At 66.8% G+C, this 20,400-nt stretch carries 18 protein-coding genes; 4 read left to right on the top strand and 14 right to left on the bottom strand.

The features are described from left to right. Positions 1-11 precede the first annotated feature (11 nt). The 10 genes from G7Y85_RS04590 to G7Y85_RS04545 form a co-directional block, all read right to left on the bottom strand. A complete protein-coding gene (locus tag G7Y85_RS04590) occupies positions 12-881 on the bottom strand; it encodes an SDR family NAD(P)-dependent oxidoreductase (RefSeq protein WP_166252497.1) in 870 nt (289 codons plus the stop codon). 29 nt (positions 882-910) lie between these two features. Continuing rightward, positions 911-1,399: a nitroreductase/quinone reductase family protein gene (locus G7Y85_RS04585; RefSeq protein WP_166252494.1), complete on the bottom strand. Its 489-nt coding sequence runs from the start codon at positions 1,397-1,399 to the stop codon at positions 911-913. Between the two features lie 70 nt (positions 1,400-1,469). Further along, positions 1,470-2,903: an aldehyde dehydrogenase family protein gene (locus G7Y85_RS04580; protein ID WP_166252491.1), complete on the bottom strand. Its 1,434-nt coding sequence runs from the start codon at positions 2,901-2,903 to the stop codon at positions 1,470-1,472. Between the two features lie 168 nt (positions 2,904-3,071). Continuing rightward, on the bottom strand, positions 3,072-4,850 hold the full coding sequence (locus G7Y85_RS04575; RefSeq protein WP_166252488.1) for a thiamine pyrophosphate-binding protein: 1,779 nt from the start codon (positions 4,848-4,850) through the stop codon (positions 3,072-3,074). 91 nt (positions 4,851-4,941) lie between these two features. Then, on the bottom strand, positions 4,942-6,342 hold the full coding sequence (locus G7Y85_RS04570) for an aromatic ring-hydroxylating oxygenase subunit alpha (RefSeq protein ID WP_166252484.1): 1,401 nt from the start codon (positions 6,340-6,342) through the stop codon (positions 4,942-4,944). 138 nt (positions 6,343-6,480) lie between these two features. After that, positions 6,481-8,301: a flavin-containing monooxygenase gene (locus G7Y85_RS04565; RefSeq protein ID WP_166252481.1), complete on the bottom strand. Its 1,821-nt coding sequence runs from the start codon at positions 8,299-8,301 to the stop codon at positions 6,481-6,483. Positions 8,302-8,487: 186 nt separating this feature from the next. Further along, the gene (locus G7Y85_RS04560) at positions 8,488-9,309 is read right to left on the bottom strand and encodes a TauD/TfdA dioxygenase family protein (protein WP_166252478.1); all 822 of its coding nucleotides are present in this window, start codon (positions 9,307-9,309) and stop codon (positions 8,488-8,490) included. 92 nt (positions 9,310-9,401) lie between these two features. After that, positions 9,402-10,772: an aromatic ring-hydroxylating oxygenase subunit alpha gene (locus G7Y85_RS04555; protein WP_174839741.1), complete on the bottom strand. Its 1,371-nt coding sequence runs from the start codon at positions 10,770-10,772 to the stop codon at positions 9,402-9,404. Between the two features lie 337 nt (positions 10,773-11,109). Beyond that, a complete protein-coding gene (locus G7Y85_RS04550) occupies positions 11,110-11,523 on the bottom strand; it encodes an EthD domain-containing protein (protein WP_166252472.1) in 414 nt (137 codons plus the stop codon). A 41-nt stretch (positions 11,524-11,564) separates the two neighbouring features. Continuing rightward, positions 11,565-13,160, bottom strand: coding sequence for an SMP-30/gluconolactonase/LRE family protein (locus G7Y85_RS04545; protein ID WP_166252469.1), 1,596 nt, complete (start codon positions 13,158-13,160; stop codon positions 11,565-11,567). A gap of 253 nt (positions 13,161-13,413) precedes the next feature. Between G7Y85_RS04545 and G7Y85_RS04540 the strand changes: the two genes are divergently transcribed. From G7Y85_RS04540 to G7Y85_RS04530, 3 genes are all read left to right on the top strand, one after another. After that, positions 13,414-14,217 carry an SDR family NAD(P)-dependent oxidoreductase gene (locus G7Y85_RS04540; RefSeq protein ID WP_166252466.1) on the top strand — a complete coding sequence of 268 codons (804 nt, stop codon included), beginning with the start codon at positions 13,414-13,416 and terminating at the stop codon, positions 14,215-14,217. 37 nt (positions 14,218-14,254) lie between these two features. After that, positions 14,255-14,782 carry a nuclear transport factor 2 family protein gene (locus G7Y85_RS04535; protein WP_166252463.1) on the top strand — a complete coding sequence of 176 codons (528 nt, stop codon included), beginning with the start codon at positions 14,255-14,257 and terminating at the stop codon, positions 14,780-14,782. Between the two features lie 138 nt (positions 14,783-14,920). Next, positions 14,921-15,568, top strand: coding sequence for a glutathione S-transferase family protein (locus G7Y85_RS04530; protein ID WP_166252460.1), 648 nt, complete (start codon positions 14,921-14,923; stop codon positions 15,566-15,568). 67 nt (positions 15,569-15,635) lie between these two features. On the opposite strand, the gene G7Y85_RS04525 is transcribed toward G7Y85_RS04530, so the two are convergent. From G7Y85_RS04525 to G7Y85_RS04510, 4 genes are read right to left on the bottom strand one after another with little or no spacing between them, the layout of a single operon-like run. After that, positions 15,636-16,382: an SDR family NAD(P)-dependent oxidoreductase gene (locus tag G7Y85_RS04525; protein WP_166252457.1), complete on the bottom strand. Its 747-nt coding sequence runs from the start codon at positions 16,380-16,382 to the stop codon at positions 15,636-15,638. A gap of 43 nt (positions 16,383-16,425) precedes the next feature. Further along, positions 16,426-17,451, bottom strand: coding sequence for a zinc-dependent alcohol dehydrogenase family protein (locus G7Y85_RS04520; RefSeq protein ID WP_206675496.1), 1,026 nt, complete (start codon positions 17,449-17,451; stop codon positions 16,426-16,428). Beyond that, complete coding sequence (locus G7Y85_RS04515) at positions 17,442-18,353, bottom strand: sugar phosphate isomerase/epimerase family protein (RefSeq protein ID WP_166252454.1); 912 nt, start codon at positions 18,351-18,353, stop codon at positions 17,442-17,444. The genes G7Y85_RS04520 and G7Y85_RS04515 overlap by 10 nt, the downstream gene beginning before the upstream one ends. Beyond that, complete coding sequence (locus G7Y85_RS04510) at positions 18,350-19,135, bottom strand: SDR family NAD(P)-dependent oxidoreductase (RefSeq protein WP_166252451.1); 786 nt, start codon at positions 19,133-19,135, stop codon at positions 18,350-18,352. The genes G7Y85_RS04515 and G7Y85_RS04510 overlap by 4 nt, the downstream gene beginning before the upstream one ends. A gap of 293 nt (positions 19,136-19,428) precedes the next feature. Between G7Y85_RS04510 and G7Y85_RS04505 the strand changes: the two genes are divergently transcribed. Then, a complete protein-coding gene (locus G7Y85_RS04505; RefSeq protein WP_166252448.1) occupies positions 19,429-20,328 on the top strand; it encodes an IclR family transcriptional regulator in 900 nt (299 codons plus the stop codon). Positions 20,329-20,400: the final 72 nt, after the last annotated feature.

Here is a 20,400-nt window from a genome sequence, read left to right as displayed (position 1 = left end):
TCGGAGTGTCCTCAGCGGATCACCAGCGGGTACTGCACACGCGGCACGACCTTGTGCGTCTCGCGATACGATGGTGGCTGGCGACCGCCTTCGTCTTTGATGCCGTACTTCACCGCCATCTCGGCGCCGATCACGGTCTGGCCGCTGAGCTCGGCGAGCTGCGGATCGTGATACAGCGCCCGGATCACATGACCGGTGAACTCGGGGGTTTCGGCGGACTCGGCAAGATGGCCGTACTTCGTCGGGTCGGCGGCGATGATGGCCTGCAGCCGATCGGTCAGCACGGCACCCATCCAGATCGACAGCGACGCGACCCGCGATTGCGCGTGCCGGAAATCGACCGCCATGTCCGCTGCCAGCTTGTCGAGGCCGGCCTTGTGCGCGCCGTAGGCCGGGCCCATGGCGTAGTGCACCGCGCCGGACGCCGAGGTGAACACGATCAGGCCGCGATCCTGCGCGATCATGGTCAGTGCCGCGCAGCGGCTCGCGACGTAGCCGGAGCGCACGCCGACGCTGATCATGTCGGCCAGATGCAGCGGCTTCTCCCAGAAATTTCCCGGATGGTTGAGCTCGTCGTGCACGGCCGCGGCGTTGTTGACGAGGATGTCGAGGCGGCCCTGCTCGCGTCGCACTTGACCGAACAGGGCCTCGATCTCGGCATCGACTGCGTGATCGACGCGTACCGCGATGCCATGCCCGCCAGCCGCCGTGACGGCGGCAGCCGTCTCGCCGATCGTGCCGGGCATCGCGTGATCGCCGGGCTTCTGCGAGCGCCCGGTGACGTAGACCGTGGCACCGTGACGGCCGAGCGCGATCGCGATACCGCGCCCCGCGCCACGGCTGGCGCCGGTGACGATCGCAACGATGCTCGCTTCCGGCATTCCCGCGCGCCTCGCAGCTGTGGCCCTTTTCAGGCCGTGAAACGCTCGATCGGCTCCAGCGCCGTCATCATCACCAGCGGAATCTCGCGCGAGGTCGAAGCCTGATAGCTGACGTACGGCGGAAACACGCCGGTCATGAAGTCCCAGACCCTGGCGCGCTCCACCGCTTCGGGCTCACGCCAGCTGGCGCGGAATGCCTGCGTGGCGATCTGGAACGACAGTTCCTGGCTCTCGCGAACGTTGAGATACCAGGCGGGATGATGATCGGCACCGCCCTTGGACGCGACGATCACGACCTCGCCACCGATGTCGCCGTAGATCAACGGCGTGATGATGGTCCTGCCGCTCTTGCGCCCGGTGTAGCGCAGCAGCAGCGTGGTCGTGAACGGATGGCCGCCGATGTCGCTGACGTTGACGATGTGGCCCTGCGTACCGCCGGAGCCGAGATAGCTCTCCAGATGCTCCGTCTTCCAGTCACGGCGCGCGGCCGCGATGACCGCCATGCTCTCGTCGCTCATCTGTCTGCTCTCCTTTTCAGATGGCCGTCGCCGACCGCCATCGCAGCGATTGCCATGGCGTCAACAGGCCCTATGCCTGAGGCGCCGGCGCGTAGCCGAGCATCGCCTTGATCTCCACATACTCGTGGAAGCCGAACTCGCCCCACTCGCGACCGTTGCCGCTGCGCTTCATGCCGCCGAACGGCGCGTTGAAGTCGAAGCCGCCGTTGATCGAGATCCAGCCGGTGCGCATGCGTTTGGCCACCGCATTGCACTGTTCGCCGTCGATGCCGTTGACGTAGCCGGCGAGACCGAAGTCGGAGTCATTGGCGATCGCGATGGCATCGTCGATGTCGTCGTAGCCGATGATGACCAGCACCGGGCCGAACACTTCCTCGCGCGCGATCACCATCTTGTTGTCGACATTGGCGAACACCGTCGGCTTGCAGAAGTAGCCCTTGCCGATGCCATCGGGGCGGCCGGGACCGCCGGCAATCAGCTCGGCACCTTCCTTGATGCCGATCTCGATGTAACGCTGCACTTCGTTGAACTGGTTCTTCGAGACGACCGGCCCCATCGCGAAGTTTCCTTTCGGATCGCCGACGGTGACGGCTGCCGCCGCTTCCTTCGCGGCAGCGATCGCTTCAGCCATGCGCTTCTTCGGCACCAGCAGGCGCGAGCCGGCGCTGCAGGTCTGGCCGGAGTTGATCATCATGCCGCCGGTCGCGCCGGCGACGTTCTTCGCCATGTCGGCGTCGTCGAGGACGATGAACGCGCTCTTGCCGCCGAGTTCCTGGCAGACGCGTTTGACGGTCGGCGCTGCCGCCCTGGCGATCTCGACGCCGACGGCTTCGGACCCGGTGATCGACACGAGATCGACCTGCGGGTGCGCCGACAGCGCCGCGCCGACGACGGCGCCGCTGCCCTGCAGCATATTGAACACGCCCTTCGGCACGCCCGCCTTGTCGAGCACCTCGGCGAAGATCTGCGCCGAATACGGCGCCAGCTGCGGCGGCTTCAGCACCATCGTGCAGCCGGTGGCCAGCGCCGGCAGCACCTTGACCGCAACCTGGTTCATCGGCCAGTTCCACGGCGTGATCATCGCGCAGACGCCGATCGGCTCGCGGCGGATCATGGTCTGGCCGCGCAGTTCCTCGAACGGGAAGGTCTTCAGTGCTTCGATCGCGGTGGCGATATGACCGCCGCCGAGACCGATGTGGAAGCCGCAGCCGAGCGCATTCGGCGCGCCCATCTCCTCGGTGATTGCCTCACCGATCTCGTTCTGGCGCTTTGCGTACTCGGCCTGGATCGCCAGCAGCAGTTCGAGGCGCTGTTCGCGCGTGGTCTGCGACCAGCCGGCGAATGCCTTGCGCGCGGCGGCGACCGCCTTCTCGACATCGGCCAGCGAGGCCATCGAGATGCGGCCGGAGACCTCCTCCGTGGCCGGATTGATGACGTTCGAGGTCTTGGCCTCGACCGGATCGACCCACTGGCCGTCGATGTAGAACTTCAGGTACTCGCGCATGGTTGCGTCTCCTCGATTCTGTAAAGCGCTTTAACCACAGATTTCACAGATTCCTCAAATTCAAGAAATCATGACCACCGAATTTCGGTCTGTGCAATCTGTGTCATCCGTGGTTGGGTTTTTCCGCCATTTTCCTGTGGCGTCATCTGCGGTTCACGCCTTTCGCTTCTACTGCGTGCCTTCGGCGTACCAGGTGCGGAAGCGCGCGTAGTTCGGCGTGTCCAGGTTCTGGTTGCCGCCGTGGTTGACGACCGGGTCGATCGGCACGTGGATGACGGTCGGCTTGCCACTGGCAAACGCCGCCGTCACTGCCGCGCCGAGGTCCTCGCCCTTTTCGACGTACATGCCTTCGCAGCCGAGACCCTTGGCGATCTGGTCGAAGCGCACGTCCTTGCTCCAGTGCACACCCGGCTCGGTGCTGTTGCCGTGGCCGAAGGTGCGCTTGTAGACGCCGACTTCCAGACCCCAGGAGTTGTCGACGGCAACGACCACGACCAGCGGCAGATTGAAGCGATGCGCCACTTCCAGATCGCTGGTGTGGTACAGGAACGACGAGTCGCTGGTGGTCAGCAGGACCGGCCGCTTGCCGCCGTCGGCGATCGAGGCACCGATGGCGTAGCCCAATCCGGTGCCGAGGCAGCCGAAGTTCTGGTTCCAGACCACGTCGTGCGGCTTGGCCTGCAGATAGGTCCAGGTGAAGATCACCGTGCAGCCGCCGTCGCGTGCGTGGATCGCGTTCTTCGGCATCGCTTTGGTCGCTTCAATGACCCACTGGCCGGTGTGCACGCGGCCGCTGTCGGTCTTGAAATCCTGATTGGCGAGGGCCGCGAGACGCTCGGCGTCTTCCTTGATCCAGCGCTTGAGGTCCGGATGCTCCTTGCGCGGATTGCCCTTCAGCGCCGCCGAGAGCTGCGGCACGACCGTGCGCAGATCGCCGACCAGCGGCACGTCGATCGCACGATTCTGGCCGATCGCTTCCGGATCGAGCTCGACGTAGATCCACTTGCGGTCGGTCTTGCCGTTCGCCCACAGATGACCGCGTCCGTAGTGCACGGGCTCGCCGATTTCGGTACCGATGGCGACGACGACGTCGGACTTGGCGACGATCTCGTCGCCGACGTCGGAGAACAGATACGGGAAAGTGCGATCTTCGACGCCTTCGATGAACGCCGTGCCACCCGAGGTCTGCAGGATCGGGCAGCCCATCAGCTCGGCGAGTTCCTTCACCTTCTGGCCGGCGCGCGTGCACTGCACCGCGTGGCCGACCAGCAGCACCGGACACTCGGCGTTCCTGATCAGCTCGGCGGCCTTGGCCACCGCGAGGCCGTCGGCGCTCGGCTCGACCAGACGGTAGCTCGACGGCGGCAGCGCCGGCGGCACGTCCAGCTCCTGCTGGATGACGTGCGACGGATATTCGATGTACACCGGGCCGGGCGTGCCCGACTGGCAGACGCGCAGCGCATGGCGAATGATTTCGTCGGTCTGTTCGGCGTACTCGATGCTCGTGCTCCACTTCACCGAGTTCGCGAACAGCGGTTCCTGCTGGATGAACTGGATGCGGCCGCGGCGCACGCGCCGCTCGGTGATGCGTGCGCGCTGGCCGCCGAGGTAGATGACCGGCGTGTTTTCGACCAGCGAGGTCATCATCGAACCGGAGGTCAGCGCGATGCCCGGGCCGAGCGTGGCGATGCACAGCGCCGGCCGCCCGGTCATGCGCGCGTAGCCTTCCGCCATAAAGCCGGCCGACAGCTCGTGATGCGGCGTCACCACCGTCCAGCCGCGCTTCTCGGCTTCGACGAACAGGTGGACGAAGTTCGGGTCCGGGATGCCGAAGACGGCATTGATGCCTTCGGCTTCGAGCAGCTCCAGGATGCGCTCATAGACCTTGACCTTGCCACGCTGGCCGGACGCAACCGCAGCGGCAGGGGTTTTTTCTTCTCCGTACATGCGCTTTACCTTGTCTGAATCGTTGTCTGATGGGGTTGATCTGATGAATGAATCGAGCTGACGCGCCACACCGTCTGCCGGTGTACCGCGGCTACTTCAGCAAGCGCAGTCCGCCGGTACCCATGTAATCGGCGAGGTTGCGATGGAAGTTGGTGACCTTGCGCTCCTGGTGCGGGTTCGGCAGCGTGCCGCGGAAGGCCCGCGAGTGCATGCCGCGCTGCACGGCCGCCATGTTCGAGAAGTCCTGCGAGAGCACGAGGCCCCACTTGTCCCTGGTCGCCTCGGCGTAGACCCATTCGGTCTTCGGTTCTTCGCCTTCCGGGAAGCGCTCGATCGCGTACGACTCGAAGATGCACTTGTTCGGATCGTCGCCGTACGGCCGCGCGCGATAGCACAGCGCAAACGTGATGCCCTGCAGGATCGACATGTTCGGGAACACGCTCCACGCGAGACCCGCCTTGCCCTGCTGCTCCGGCGTGATGTCCGGCCACTCGACGCCGCGCGCCGCATCGTCCTCGCGCGCGCGCTTCAGCCAGTGCTTGATGACATCCGGCGCCGGCGTGCCTTCCGGCAGCTCGTCGACCAGCCGCTTCGCCGCGTTGACCAGCGTCAGCGTCGTGCTGGCGTTGTTGACCGTGTCGTAGATTTCCTTCTGCAGCTCGTAGGTCGAGACGCGCGGGTCCTTGCCGGACTTGCCGGCGCGCATCACCGAGCTGGCCGACTTCGCCTTGTTCTCTTCGCTCTTCACGTCGAAGCCGGACACGCCATGCATGCCGTAGGCGGCGCTGTACGCGTAGTAGTCGCCGTTGGCGAGCATCTGCGAATGCGTGCCGGTGACGTGGTAGGGCTCCATGAACGCTTCGATCGCCGTCTTCCAGTTGCAGTCGAAGATCACCCACTGGCGCCACTTGTAGCGCATCTTCTCCATCTGGAACGGGTCGAGGATGTCCGCCGCCTCGTCGAGATACTCGCGCAGCGACACGGCGTTCAGGTCCATGTTGATGAACACCCAGCCGCCCCAGGTGTCGACGCGCACTTCCTGCAGGTGTGTGCGTTCGTCGGTCAGCGCGCCTTTCCAGTCGAACTCGTCATGCTTGTACGTGCAGTTGCCGTCGATGTCGTAGCGCCAGGCGTGGAAGCCGCAGACGAACAGCTTGCGGTGGCCGCTGACGCCGTTGGTGCCGGGCGGCGTGTCGATCAGCTGGCGCGCGCGGTGCGAGCAGACGTTGTGGAAAGCCTTCAGCTTGTCCGGCGCGGTGCGGATGATGATGATCGAGTCGCGGCCGATCTCGTAGGTCACGAAATCGCCGACCTCGGGGATTTCCTCGACGCGCGCTGCATGCTGCCAGACCTTCGCCCACAGGCGATCGCCTTCCGCCTTCGCATAGTCCGGCGACAGATAGGCCTCCACCGGAAAAGTGAGCGGCTCCGTCAGCTCGTCGATGCCGACATTGGTCTGTTCGACGGCATCAAGCTTGACCTGATAGTTCATGACGTCCTCCTGTTCTGCGGTTCGGGGTCCGCGACGACATCGCGGGAGCACCCTGCGCCTGTCGATCGCGCGGTGGCCGGTCCACGATCATAGACCCGATGCCGCCGGCCCCGCGAGCCAGACAGACACTAGTGTTGTTCATTTCCGGACGACGAGACCTTCCAGCTTGCCGCTGTCGCGCCATTCCCGGAGCAGCTGTTCGAACGCGGTGAAGCCCGCGAGATAGAACTCGCCGAGGTAATAGCGGAACTTGCCGGACTCGTTGTTCAGGTAGCTCGGCGGACACTCGCTCTGCAGGTACTTCGCGAATTCCGTCGACGGCGCCATCGTCGCCACCCACGCGTCCTGTGCCTCCTGCGTCGGCTCCAGCGCCGTGATGCCGCGCTTCAGCGCCTCGCTGATCAGGTAGGCGATGTGATAGCCCTGCCGGTTGAACTGCTCGACGGTGGTCGCGTACAGGCCGCCCTGGATGTAGCCGGTGAAGAACTGGTTCGGGAAGCCGCGCCCGACCACGCCGTGCAGGGTCTTGTAGCCGTCCGCCCAGGCGTCGTACAGCGAGGCGCCGTCGCGGCCGCTGATCTCGTCGATGCCCCAGCGCAGGTCGAGATCGCTGGTGACCTCGAAGCCGCTCGCGCAGATCAGCAGGTCGATCGGGTACTCCTTGCCGTCGTGCACGAAACCGTCGGCGGTCAGCGCCTCCACGCCCTTGGTGGCGGAGACGTCGAGCAGCTTGACGTTCGGCCGGTTGAACGTCGGGTAATAGGTATCGCTCGACAGCGGCCGCTTGCAGTGGAAGCGGAACCACGGCTTGAGCAGATCGGCGGTCGCCTTGTCCTCGACGATTTCGTCGATGCGCCGGCGGAAGCGCTCCATGACGTGATAGTCCTCGATCTCGCGCATGCCCATCAGGGCTTCGGGCGTGACCTCCGGCCAGCCTTGCGCGGCCAGCTTGGCGGCAACATTGCGATTAATCTCGGTCCAGAAGTCGCAGATCATGTCCGGCTCGTCGGGCCGGAAGCCCTCCATCGCGCCGTGATGGAAGTTTTCCTGACGCTGCTTCTGCCAGCCCGGCTGCAGGGTCTTGACCCATTCCGGGTCGGTCGGCGGATTGGGGCGCGCATCGACGCTCGGCGGCGTGCGCTGCAGGACATACAGCTGCTTTGCGTATTTGCCGAGGTAGGGCACCGCCTGGATCGCGGTCGCGCCGGTGCCGACGATCGCGACCCGCTTGTCGGCGAGCTTGTCGAGCACCGGATTCTCCCAGCTGCCGCCGGTGTAGTCGTAATCCCAGCGCGCCGAGTGGAAGACGTGGCCGCGGAAGCTCTGCAGGCCCGGGATGCCGGGCAGCTTCGGCCGGTTCAACGGACCGCCGGCCATGACGACGAAGCGCGCGCGGATGCTGTCGCCGCGGTCGGTCGTGACATGCCAGCGCTGGATCGCGTCATCCCAGCGCAGCGCGCGGACCTGGGTGTGGAACAGCGCGCGGTCGTACAGCCCGAACTGCTTCGCGATGCGGACGCAGTGCGCCTGGATCTCGGTACCGTCGGCGAAGCGCTTGCTCGGCACGAAGCCGGTTTCCTCGAGCAGCGGCATGTAGCAGTACGACTCGTTGTCGCACTGGATGCCGGGATAGCGGTTCCAGTACCAGACGCCGCCGAAGTCGCCGGCGTACTCGATGTTGCGGAAGTTGGTGACGCCCGCCTTCTTCAGCTGCACGGCAGACAGGATGCCGGTGAAGCCGCCGCCGAGAATCGCGACGTCGAGATCCTCGTTCAGGGGCTCGCGCGGCACGACCGGCTTGTACGGATCGCCCATCTGCTCGGCCAGGGCGCCGCTGCGCGGCCGGAAGTACTGCTTCTGTCCCTCGCCGTTCAGCCGCTTCTCGCGCTCGACGCGATACTTCTCCCGGAGCGCCGGGATGTCGATATCCTCGGGCGTGTGTGTCGGCTGACACTTCATGGACCGCTCCTCCACAATTTGTTAATCAACGATGCTGCCTATTAACGGCGCACAATATACGGGCTTGCGCGTACAGACAAGCCGCAAAGCGAGGACGACCCCGTCCGAACCCGCCCGTGCCGCCGCCGCAGCGCGGTTTTGCCCGCCGACGGCCACTGGCGTACCTCGGGCGAGCCGGAAAACCCCTCAGGCAAACGCCTCCTCGCCTTCGAGCTTGGTCCGATGCAGCATGCGGCCGGCTTTCGGGTCGTACGGCGTCGCGCGGTGCATGGTGCCGGTGTTGTCCCAGATCACCAGATCGCCGACCGACCATTTGTGGCGGTAGACGAACTGCGGCTGCGTGGCCCAGTGCCGCAGGCTCACCAGCAGCTCCGCACTCTTCCTGAAATCCATGTCGACCACGTGGCGGGCGGTGGCGCCGATCACCAGCGACTTGCGCCCCGAGCGATGCTTCCAGACCAGCGGCAGCTCGCGATCGCCGATGCGCATCATGCCGCGCAGCATGTCGATGTCCGGCTCCGGATCGTAGTAGAACAGCGTATTCCACGCGGAGTGCATCACGCGCAGCTTCTCGTACGCCGTCTTGTCGGCGTCCGCGAGGTCGTCGTAGGCCGCATAGGTATTGCAGAACTCGGTATCGCCCTCGCCGCCGAAGCGCGGCAGCGCCTTCATCGACAGCAGCGACGCGAGGATCGGCACCTCGTTCATGGTGCCGTCGATGTGCCAGTACAGCGAGCCCTTGAGGTAATCGGCCCGGGAATTCGCGCTGGTGTCGAGCGTCACCTTGTAGATGATCTCGCCGGCCAGCTCAGGGGCGAAAGTGCCGAGCGTCCTGGTGAACGCCACCTGCTCGTCGTCGTTGAAATCGATCTTCGGAAACACCAGCACGCCGCGCTGCTCCAGCAGTTCGCGAAGCTGCGCCGCGTGCGCGCCGCCGAGCAGGGTTTCCTTGTCCGCGCGGATTTCGGTCGCGATGCGCGGGGTCAGATCCCGGGTTGTGAATGTCATGCCTGTCCTCTGGTGGATCAACCGGCCGCTCGCTGCAACGCGGCCGAGCTTTTCATGTCGGAATGCGCGCCTCGCCGGCGCCGGCCGTACGCCTACTTGAGCTTGACCGGCGCGCCGCTGCCCATGTATCTGGCGAGATTGCGATGCAGGTTGGCGATCGCCCGCTCCCGGTAGGGATTCGGTTTCGGCCCCTTGAAGCCGCGCGATTTCATGCCCTGCTGCACCGCCGCCATGTTCGAGAAATCCTGCGGCAGCACCGTGCGCCAGCGAGGATCGCCGACCGGCGTGTACTCCCATTCGGCCTTCGGCTCCTCGCCCTTCGGGAACAGTTCGTAGACGGCAACCTCGAACACGCATTTGTTCGGGTCGTAGCCACAGGGCTTGAAGTTGTAGCAAAGCATGTTGTTGACGGCGTGTCCGATCTGGAAGTTCGGAAAGATCTGCCAGGCGGTGCCGCTCTTGCCCACATGGGCCGGATCGACCTTCGGCCAGAACACGCCGCGCGCCTCGTCGTCGCGCCGCGCCGACGCCAGCCAGTGCTGCAGCACGTCGCCCGGCGGCGTGCCTTCCGGCAGCTCGTCGACCAGCCGCAGCGCCGCGTCGACCAGGGTCCTGGTCGTGTTGGTGTTGACCTGCTCCCAGGTGAAGGTCTGCATCTTCGCAGTCGAGACACGGGCGTCGCCGCTGCCGATGCGCAGCTTGGCCTGCTGGTTGGCGTCCATGTTCCTGGGCGCGTCGTAGCCGATGTTGCTGTGCTTGCCCTGCGCCCGCGCCCAGCCGTTGAACTGGCCGAACTGCACGAACTCGGGATGCGTGATATCGACGTGGTAGATCTCGTCGAAGGCCTCGGCCGCGACCTTCCAGTTGCAATCGAAGATCACCCACTTGCGCCAGCGCGCGCGCATGTTCTCGAGCTCGAACGGATCGAGCATGCTGGCCGCCGGTTCGAGATAGTCGCGCAGCGGCTCGCAGTCCGGGTCCATGTTGATCCAGATCCAGCCACCCCAGGTGTCGACTTTCACTTCCGACAGATGCGTGTTCTCGGCGGTCAGCGCACCGCCCCAGTCCTGCTTCTCGCGGATGTGCGTGCAGTCGCCATCGAGATTGAAAGTCCAGCCGTGGAACGGACAGACGAACGCCTTGCGGCGGCCGCTGGCGCCCTTGGCGCCGGCCGGCACGTCGACGAGCTTGCGGCCGCGATGCGTGCAGGCGTTGTGATAGGCCTTGAAGCGATCCGCTGCCACGCGGACGACGATGATCGAGTCATCGAGAATTTCATGACTGAGATAGCTGCCGACATCCGGCAGGTCTTCGACACGACCGACCTGCTGCCAGACCTTGGCCCACAGCCGATCGCGCTCGGCGCGCACGTAGGCTTCCGACGTGTAGGCGTCGACGCCGAAGGTGACCGCTTCCGCCAGTTCATCGACCGGCGAGTCTGCGGTTTTCTGCACGGCCTCGATGGATTCGTCCATGAGCTCCTCCAAATCTGTCATTGAATGCCGGCCTCGGATGGCGCCGGCACTGGAAATCGCAACGGGTACGCGGCGCGGCGCGCGAGGGCGCCGGAGGGCGTCCTGCCGCTGTCGCGCGCGACCCGCTCAGGTCGTTCCGATATTGGTCACCCGGACCGGAACAAGTCAATCCGCAAAACGCCGGACGCGCATGAACGGGCGGCCCATCGGTACGACAACTGAACATCTATGTTGATTATCCGACGCAATCGCTTCGCGCGCCACTGCCGACCGTCCGACGGACGGCCGCGGCCGGCGGAAACCCTGCGAATCAGCGAGCGGGTGCTCAGCCGCCGGCCTCAAGAACCAGCTTCGGAATCGCGTTGCGCGGACCGACCGGCGAATCATGCTCTTCGACCGTGCAGACCGGATTGTGGTTCGACGCGAACAGGCGCAGTTCGTCGTCGAGGCGGGCCTGCAACAGCTCCGGATTGCCGAGTCCCTGCATCGCCGCCTCGAAATCCTCGCGGCGGTTCCACCAGATTTCCATGATGCAGTCGTAGCCGCAGTCGAGAACCTCGCCGGTCAGCGGGTTCTTCTCCGGCGTCAGATAGCGGCGCACGTAACGCTGCGCGTTCGGCAGCGACGGCTTGGCGCCGAGTCGCCTGGCGAGCTGCGTGTGCTGGGTCTCGTAGTAGTCCATGAACTGCGCCATGGTCAGGTCCGGCCGCTTCCTCAGAAACACGATCTGCTTGATCATTTCGCGCACGCTCCCGCTTGCGGATGTCGATGTCCTTGCCGCTATGCCGGACGAACCGCCAGCACGCTGCCTTCGGCGTCGCCCGACACGTACAGGCCGCCGTCGGCCGCGGCCGCGATGCCGGCGAATGGCCCCATCGGTCCCGACATCGTGCCGATCGCGCCAAGGAACTTCGGCGTCACGCCGGCCGGCGCGCCGACCGGCAGGTTCGATGCGATCACGCGCCGCACACCGCTCGCGAGGCCGTACTCGATCAGCTGCTTGGCGTCGACATCGACGACATACAGTGTGTCGCCGCGCACCAGCACGCCCTGCGGCCGGCGCAGACCATCGAGCGCGGTATCGACGCGGCCGCCGGAAATCCGCGTGACCCGGCCACCGGTCTGTTCCGCGACATAGCAGCTGCCGTCCGCGGCGACGGCAACACCGGACGGTTCCCTCAGACCGGTCGCCAGCGTTTCGACAGTGCCGGACTGCACCGACAGTACGCGGCCGGTGCCCTGCTCGGCGAACACCACCGCGCCCTTCGGTGCGAGCGCCACGCCGTAGAGCTGGTTGAAGCCGCTGGCGAGCATTTCGCTGCGCTGCTGTGCCGGCCAGTAGCGTGCGACATCGCCGTTGGCGGTGGTGACGATGAACTCGCCGGGTCCGGCAGCGGCGGCGCCGCGCGAATAGCCCGGATACCCCTGCGTGAACAGCATGCCGGCGAGTTGCCGCGCCTGCCCCTGCGGCATCGTGTACGAGAAGGGACCGTCGGCGATGAACATCAGTCCCTGCGCGTCGACCGCCAGCCCCAACGGCCAGCTCAGGCCGTCGGGCACGAGGTCCCGGGTCCTGCCGCCGTCGAGAATCTCGGTGACGTAGCCGGAAATGTTCGACACGAACATCCGCTTGCCGACGAAGGTGACGTTGTCGAGACCCGGCGTCAGCGACGCGAGCACGGTCTTGTCGCCGGTGCGCGGATCGATGCGCAGCACCTGACCGCTGTGTACCTGGGTCGAGACGATGTGACCCTGCGCATCGAACTTCACCGAATCCGGCACGCCCAGATCGCGGGCGACGACTTCCGGCGCACCACCGTCGAGGCTGACGCGCCAGATCTCGTTGGCGCCCATCACCGGGATGTAGAGCTTGCCGTCCGGCCCGACTTCGAATGCGTTCGGCATCGGCACGTTGTCGAGCACCATGCGCGGCGCACCGCCGTCGAGATCGAGCACCATGATGCGCCCGCCGACCCGGCATTCACCGGCGATCAGCCGACCCTGATGGAAGGTGATCGGGTTGGCCACCGGCATGTCGCCCTGGACGACGCGCGTCACGCCGTTGGGCGCACGCATGCTGACGCGGCCCTCGGTGATTTCGGTCGCGTAGAGATTGCCGGCCGGATCGAAGACCAGATCGTCCGGCGCGACGATGTCGCCGCCCTTGGGGCTGATCGCCTCGATCGCGCCGGTGTCGACATCGATCGCGCTGATCTGGCTGCCGGAGACCTGCGCCACATAGACGCGTCCGTCCGGGCCCGTGCGCAAACCGTTGGCCCCGAACAGACGACTGGGCGCCGTGAGCCGCTCGATCTGCCAGCCGTCGGCGGCGGTGAACGGGCTTGCCGCGGTATAGCGTCCGCTTTGCAGCGACATTCTGCTCTCCTCGATGTTTCCTTGTGTGCCGCGGTGATGCCGCCGCGAACCGTCATCGTTCGCGCGCGCGGCGCGCAGGCGATGCCGCCGCATTCTAGCGCGCTTGACCGTGGCGACGACGCTCACGATCATCAACATGGTTGTCCATTACCGGCATCGAGTTCAAGCGGCACGCGCTCGCGCTTGCATCACGGCCGACGCCGGCGCAGCGTTCAAGTCACGAACCGCACACGGAAAAACGGAGGAGCACGACATGATCGGCGACGATCCGCTGGACCTGGGCGCTCAGATTGCGTTCGTCACCGGCGCCGGCCAGGGCGCCGGCCGCGGCATCGCGCTGGCGCTGGCGCGGCACAACGCGGGCGGCGTCGCCGTCAACGACTATGTACTCGAACGTGCCGTCGCGGTGGCCGACGAGATCCGCGTACTCGGCATCGCGGCCGAGCCGGTGCAGGCCGATGTCGGCGACTACGCGTCGGTAAAGGCCGCGTTCGCGAAGGCGGAAGCCGCGCTCGGCCCGATCACGCTGCTCGTCAACAACGCCGGCAATGCCGGGCCCAGCGTGGAGATGCGGCCCTCGCCGCCGTTCTGGGAAACCGATCCGGCGGAATGGGATCGCTACTTCCACACCAACCTCTACGGCGTGATGAACTGCTGCCACGTCGCGCTGCCCGGCATGGTGCGGCAGGGTCGCGGCCGCATCGTCACCATCGTCTCGGATTCGGGGCGCGTCGGCGAAGCACGCCTGTCGAGCTACGCCGCCGCCAAGGCCGGCGCCAACGGCTTCGTGCGCTCGATCGCCAAGGAGGTCGGCCGCTACGGCATCACCTCGAACGCGATCTCGCTGTCGACGCTGGAACCGCCGCTGTCGCCCGAACAGCTCGCCGAATTTCTCGACAGCGACCGCGCCCGGCAGCACGTCGGCCGCTACGTGATCCGCCGCTTCGGCAAGCCCGACGACGTCGCCGGCATGGCGCTGTTCCTGTGCTCCGACGCCGCGTCGTGGATCACCGGCCAGACCTATCCGGTCAACGGCGGTTACTCGTTCACGCAATAGGCGCAGCCCCCCGAGCACGGAACCCCGGAGCATCCGCATGAATTCCGAACAGACTGCACTCGCCACGCTCGTCGCCAAGGATCAGATCCGCGAACTGGCGCTGCTGTATTCGCGTGGCGTCGACCGCAAGGACGGCGCCCTGCTGCGCAGCCTGTACACGGCCGATGCCACCGACACGCACGGCGACACCTTCGACGGCCCGGCCGACGCCTACGTCGACTTCCTCGAAAGGTCGTTTCCGTACATGCGCTACAGCGGCCATCACGTCTGCAATCACCTGATCTCCGTCGACGGCGATCACGGCGAAGGCGAGGTCTATGCCCTCGCCTGGCACGTCATCCCGGACGGCAAGGGCGGCTGGCAGGAAGACCTGATGGCCGTGCGCTACCTCGATCGGTACCGCAAGGAAGACGGCCGCTGGAAGTTCGCGCAGCGCGTGGTCCGTTACGACTACAAGGCCCCTCGCCGTCCGCTGGCGATGCCGCCGGATGCGATCGCAGCGGGCGGCGATCCGAGCTTCGCCCTGCTCGGCAGTCGCCTGTTTGAGCGCGGGCCGCGCGCCTGAGTCGTACTTCAGATCACTGACAGGATCGGTTCGGAGTTCGATCGCCCGCATCGGCGGACAAACCGAACGCGGAACAGCATCATCGCCGAAGGTCCGCCGGCACGGCGGCCCGCGGTTTTCGCCAGGAGATCATTTGCGATGAGCATCGTCATCACCGCGTTTGAACGCTCGCCGGATGGCGGCAAGGGGCTGGCGCGCGACACGCGCGTGCGCTGGGCGCTCGAGGAGACCGCCCAGCCGTACGACGTGCGGCCGGTCTCGTTCCAGGCGATGAAGGAAGACGCGCATCTCGCCCTGCATCCCTTCGGGCAGATTCCGACCTACGAGGACGGCGACCTTGCCCTGTTCGAGACCGGCGCGATCGTCCTGCACGTCGCCGAACATCATGCCGGCCTGCTGCCGGACGACGCCTGCGGGCGGGCACGCGCGATCGCCTGGATGTTTGCCGCGCTGAACACGGTAGAGCCGCCGATCCTCGATCTGACGATCGCGAGGCTGGTGGAAGGCGACCGGGCCTGGAGCCGCGAGCGCCTGCCGCTGGTCGAGGACCGCATCCGCTACCGCCTGCGCCAGCTGTCCGCACATCTCGGCGACGCCGACTGGCTGGACGGCGCCTTCAGCGCCGGCGATCTGATGATGGTGTCGGTGCTGCTGCGCCTGCGCGCGTCGGGCCTGCTCGACGAATTCCCGAATCTCGCCGCGTACGTCGCCCGCGGCGAGGCGCGCCCCGCCTACCGCCGGGCCTTCGCCGCACAACAGGCACTCAACTCCGGCCGGCCGGGATAGGGGTAGCAAGACGGCGAGCACGAGAAGAGCGACCCGAGGGTCGCCCTTCTTGCGCTCGCAGGACGCTTCAGAACGCGCTGCACACCCGGGCGCCGTTGACGCCGAGGGTCTGGCCGCTGATGTAGCTGGCGGCTTCCGAGGCGAGGAACGAACAGGCGGCCGCCATGTCGTCCGGCCGGCCGGCACGCTTCATCGGCGAGGCGGCGATCGTGCTGTCGACGTTGACCGGCGAGCCGCGCAGCATCGGCGTGTCGACGAAACCCGGCGGAATGTTGTTGACCGTGATGCCCTTGTCGGCAAATTCCAGGGCCAGCGACTTGGTCAGGGCGATGATGCCGCCCTTCGACGACGAGTAGTGGGTCATGCCCTTCGAGCCGGTCTGCGCCGACGACGAGGAGATGTTGATGACGCGACCCCAGCCCGCCTTGACCATGTCCGGAATCGCCGCCTGCGTCAGCAGGAACGGACCCATCAGGTTGATGCGGTACATGCGTTCCATCGCTTCCGGCGTGATGTCGAGGAACGGCACGAAGCCGGTGATGCCGGCATTGTTGACGAGGATCAGCACCGGGCCGAGCTCGGCGCGAATCTTCGCGAGGATGCCGTCGATGCTGTCCTTGGCCGCCGCGTCACCGGTGTAGGCCCTGGCCTTGTTGCCTTCGGCCTCGATCAGTTTCACGGTCTCGGCCGCGGCATCGCCGTTCAGATCCCAGACCGCGACCGTCGCGCCGTCACGCGCCAGCTGCAGGGCGCAGCCGCGCCCGATCCCGCTGCCGCTACCGGTGACGACGGCGACTTTACCCTTGAGAGACATGGTTTCTTCCTCGTGACTGTTGTTGGTCTGACGGCCGATGCTTCTAATCGACACTGATGACTACTTTACCCAAATGCTGCTGCGCTTGCAGGTGCCGGTAGGCGTCGGTCGCCTGCGCGAATGCGAAGACCCGGTCGATCACCGGCCGCAGCCGTGTCGCGTCCATCGCGGCCAGCAGCCTGGCGAGATCGCCGCGGCTGCCGACCGCGATCGAATGCGTCGACAGCCCGCTGCGCATCAGCAGACGCGGGTTGATCGTCGCACCCAGCCCGCCGACGAAACCGACCAGCGCGATCTGTGAGTTGAACGCGGTGCACGAAATCGACTGCTCCAGCGTGCCCGGACCGCCGACTTCGACAATGCGGTCGACGCCGCGCCCGCCGGTCAGTGCCCGCACCGCGGCACCCCATTCCGGCGTCTCCCGGTAGTTGACGACGGCATCGGCGCCGAGCGCGCGCAGGCGCACCGCCTTGGCATCCGACGAGGTCGTGGCGATCACGCGACAGCCGAACGACTTCGCCAGCTGCAGCGCGAAGATCGACACGCCGCCGCTGCCCTGCACGAGCACGGTGTGACCCGGCAGCAGCGGCAGGCCGCAGTGCAGGGCCGACCAGGCGGTGACGGCCGCGCACGGCAGGCTGGCCGCTTCCTCGTGGCTCAGATAGTCGGGCACCCGTTCCAAGCCCTGCTGATCGAGCTTCACGTACTCGGCGAGCACGCCGTCGACGGTGCCGCCGAGCATGTCACGCATGAATTCGAGTTCCGGCCGGCCGGCGATCCAGCTCTGGTTGAACGCCGCGACCACGCGATCGCCCGGCCCGACGCGATGCACCCCATCACCGATCGCGACGACTTCGCCGGCGCCGTCGGACAGCGGAATCAGGCCCGGCCTGACGCCGGGCAGCTGGCCGGCGGCCGCAAGCAGGTCGCGGTAGTTGAGCGAGGTCGCGCGCATGCGCACGACGACCTCGCCGGGACCGGGCACCGGCATCGGATCGTCGCGCAGGCGCAGCCCGGCGAGCGCATCGTTGAAACTGTCGAAGTGATAGGCCTTCATGGTCACGGACATTGCGGGACTGCGCCTCGCCTTGCTTGCTGTTCGGATCGGGAGATGGTCGCCTGCGGCGCCAGCAGATCGCGGGCGGCGTCGACGCAGCGAGCCAGCCGCTCGTGCGGGCCGACGCCGGCCTCGGCCAGCGCGCGCTGCGGCACTTCGAGGCTGACGACAATGTCACGCGGCAACACGGCAACGATGTCGCGCAGCGGCAGCTCGCCGGCGCCGGGCACGCGACGCTCGAACATCGCCTCTTCGAGGTAGCTCGGATGTTGCGAGACGCGCGGCGCGTCGCAAAGCTGCGCATAACCGATCAGGTCGGGATCGAGCGCGGCAAGATCGGCGGCGCCGGAGCCGGAGCGCAGCAGATGCATCGTGTCGATCAGCAGGCGGAAATCGCGGCGGCCGACGTGGCGCACGAGCTGCAGCGCCGTCGCCAGATCGCCGATCGTCATGCCGGGGCCGAATTCGACGGTGGTCTCGACGCCGCAGGCGGCGGCCATCTCGGCCAGCAGCGCGAACTGGTCGAAGCTGCGCGCGCGATCGGGATCGAGGGCGACCGCGTTGATGCGCCGCACGCCCAGCTCGCACATCAAGGCCAGGTCGGCGGCGCGCTCGCGCACGTCGAGGTGCGCGCGGATCGAATAACCCTCGCCGAGCGAGATGCCGACGCCGCGATCGCGCATCGCGGCCGCCATCTCCCGCCGCAGCACCGGATCGTCGCGCAGCGACCAGGCCGGGTAGCCGTGCGGATTGCAGAACGGCATCGATGTCAAACCGATCGAGACATGACGGCAACCGAGATCGGCGGCGAGATTCACGTACTCGACCGGCGGCAGATTGAAGACGCTGAGAAACTCGATGCCGAGCCGGTCCGGCGTCGACGTGCCACGGCGGCTGCCCGACGGCGGTGTCACCGCTTCATGCTCCGCGCCATTGCCAGCAGCGCGTCGCGCCGCGGCATGGCCAGCAGCTGCCCGAAGCTCGCACGGTAGTGCTCGCTCGGAATGTAGATCGGCCCATTGTCGATCTGGTCGAGCGCCAGCGCAGCGACCACTTCCGGCGACATGAGGTGGCGCAGCGTCGCCGGATCGATGCCCTGCAGGCGCGGCGCTTCGGTGTCGGTCGCGCCGGGACACAGCGTCAGCACGCTGATGCCGTCTGCCGCGAGTTCTGCCCACAGCGCCTCGCCGAGACTGTTCACGAACGCCTTGCTCGCCGCGTAGGTCGCCGAATACGGACAGCCGATCAGGCCTTCGACGGAACTGGTGAAGAGAATGCCGCCGCGGCCGCGCTGGCGCAGCCGCGGCACGAAACCGCGCGCCAGCAGCATCGGTGTGTGACAGTTGACCATCAGCACGTCGGCCATCGCCTGCGGGTCGCCGCCATCGAATGCGCCCTTGAAGCCGAACCCGGCGTTGCTGACCAGCAGCCCGACGTCGAGCGGCGCCGTCGCGTCGAGGATCGTCTGCGCGGCATCGGGCCGCGCGAGATCGGCCGGGCAGACGGTCACGTTGACGGTGTATTTGCGGCGCAGTTGCGTCGCCAGTTCCTCGAGGCGCTGCGTGCGGCGAGCGACGACGACGAGATCCATTCCGCGCGCCGCCAGGCATTCGGCAAACGCGCGACCGATGCCGGACGACGCGCCGGTGACGAGCGCAACGGGTCCGTAACGGATCGCAAATTCATCCGGTTTCATGCGTGGCGCGGCTCCGTGAACGGCGGGTTGCGGCCGCCGCGAGACCGGGCGGCCGCGCGATGGACTCCGGCACCGAGCTTCGCGCAGAACCGCGACGCCGGAAAGCCGCGATCGCGTCGACAGCCGGCCACAATGGCGAATCAGGGTCACGCCACCGGCCGGACCGGCCTGCCCTACAATCGCCGCTCCGCTGCCGGCCGCAGCGCACGATCCGTCGATGCCCCGGCATCCCTCGCCTCGTCGCCGGCCGTGCGCAGCACCCCGATTCCTTGCAGGCGAGGGAGCAGGCCGGCGTGAGCGACGATTCCAGCCAGCGCATCGTCAGGCTGATCAATTTTTTCGCGGCGCATCCGACGGAGTCGTTCACGCTGTCGGAAGTCGTCGATCAGCTGTCGCTGAGCCTCGGCTCCGCACATCGCGTGCTGAAGTCGCTGACCGACGCGCGCTATCTGGCACGCCATCCCAAGCACAAGACCTATTCGCTGGGCCTCGCCCTGGTGGCGATCGGCCAGGCCGCGCTGGAACGGCATCCGGCGGTGAATCTGGCGCGCGAGCAGATGGCGCGACTGACCGACGAACTCGAACTGCAGTGCGTCGCCACGGCACGGGTCGGCGACGAACTGATGTCGCTCGCCAAGACCGGCGACACGTCGGCCGACCAGGGCATCCGCCATGTCGGCGAACGCCGGCCGTTCGTGCCGCCGCTGGGCCTCGGCCATGCCGCCTGGGCGCCTGCCGAACAGATCGATACGTACCTGGCCAAGGTCGCCGGCCGCGGCTCGACGCGCCGCGACGCCGAGATGCGCACGCACATGCGCAAGGCGCTCGCCGTGATCCGCGAACGCGGCTACGCCCTGGCGGCCAACGGGCCGGCGATGCAGTCGGTGTGGCAGCTGATCTGGGAACACGCCACGCATTTCCGCAGCGAGCGCTACTGGGCGCAGATGCAGCGCCTGCTCGGGGCATTGAGCAACGACGAGTTGCAACTGCTGTCGCTCGACCAGGTCGGCAGCCTGCGTCTCGCCTACATCTCGGCGCCGGTGTTCTCGGCGTCCGGCGAGGTACTGCTGTCGATCTCGCTGTCCGGCTTCACGCGCAGGCTCGAGGCGCGTGCCGTCGCACGCATGGCCGAGCACCTCTGCAACGCCGCGGCGCAGGTCACGGCGGCAACGCGCGGGCGCATACCGCGCTGAGCGCGATGGCGCCCTTGGGCCTGCTAACGCCATCGCCGCCGCGCGGCCGGCGGAGCCGATCGAGGCAAGTTT

This window comes from Solimonas terrae (assembly GCF_011067135.1).
Classification (GTDB): domain Bacteria; phylum Pseudomonadota; class Gammaproteobacteria; order Nevskiales; family Nevskiaceae; genus Solimonas; species Solimonas terrae.
This window is presented reverse-complemented; position numbering and strand designations above follow the sequence as displayed.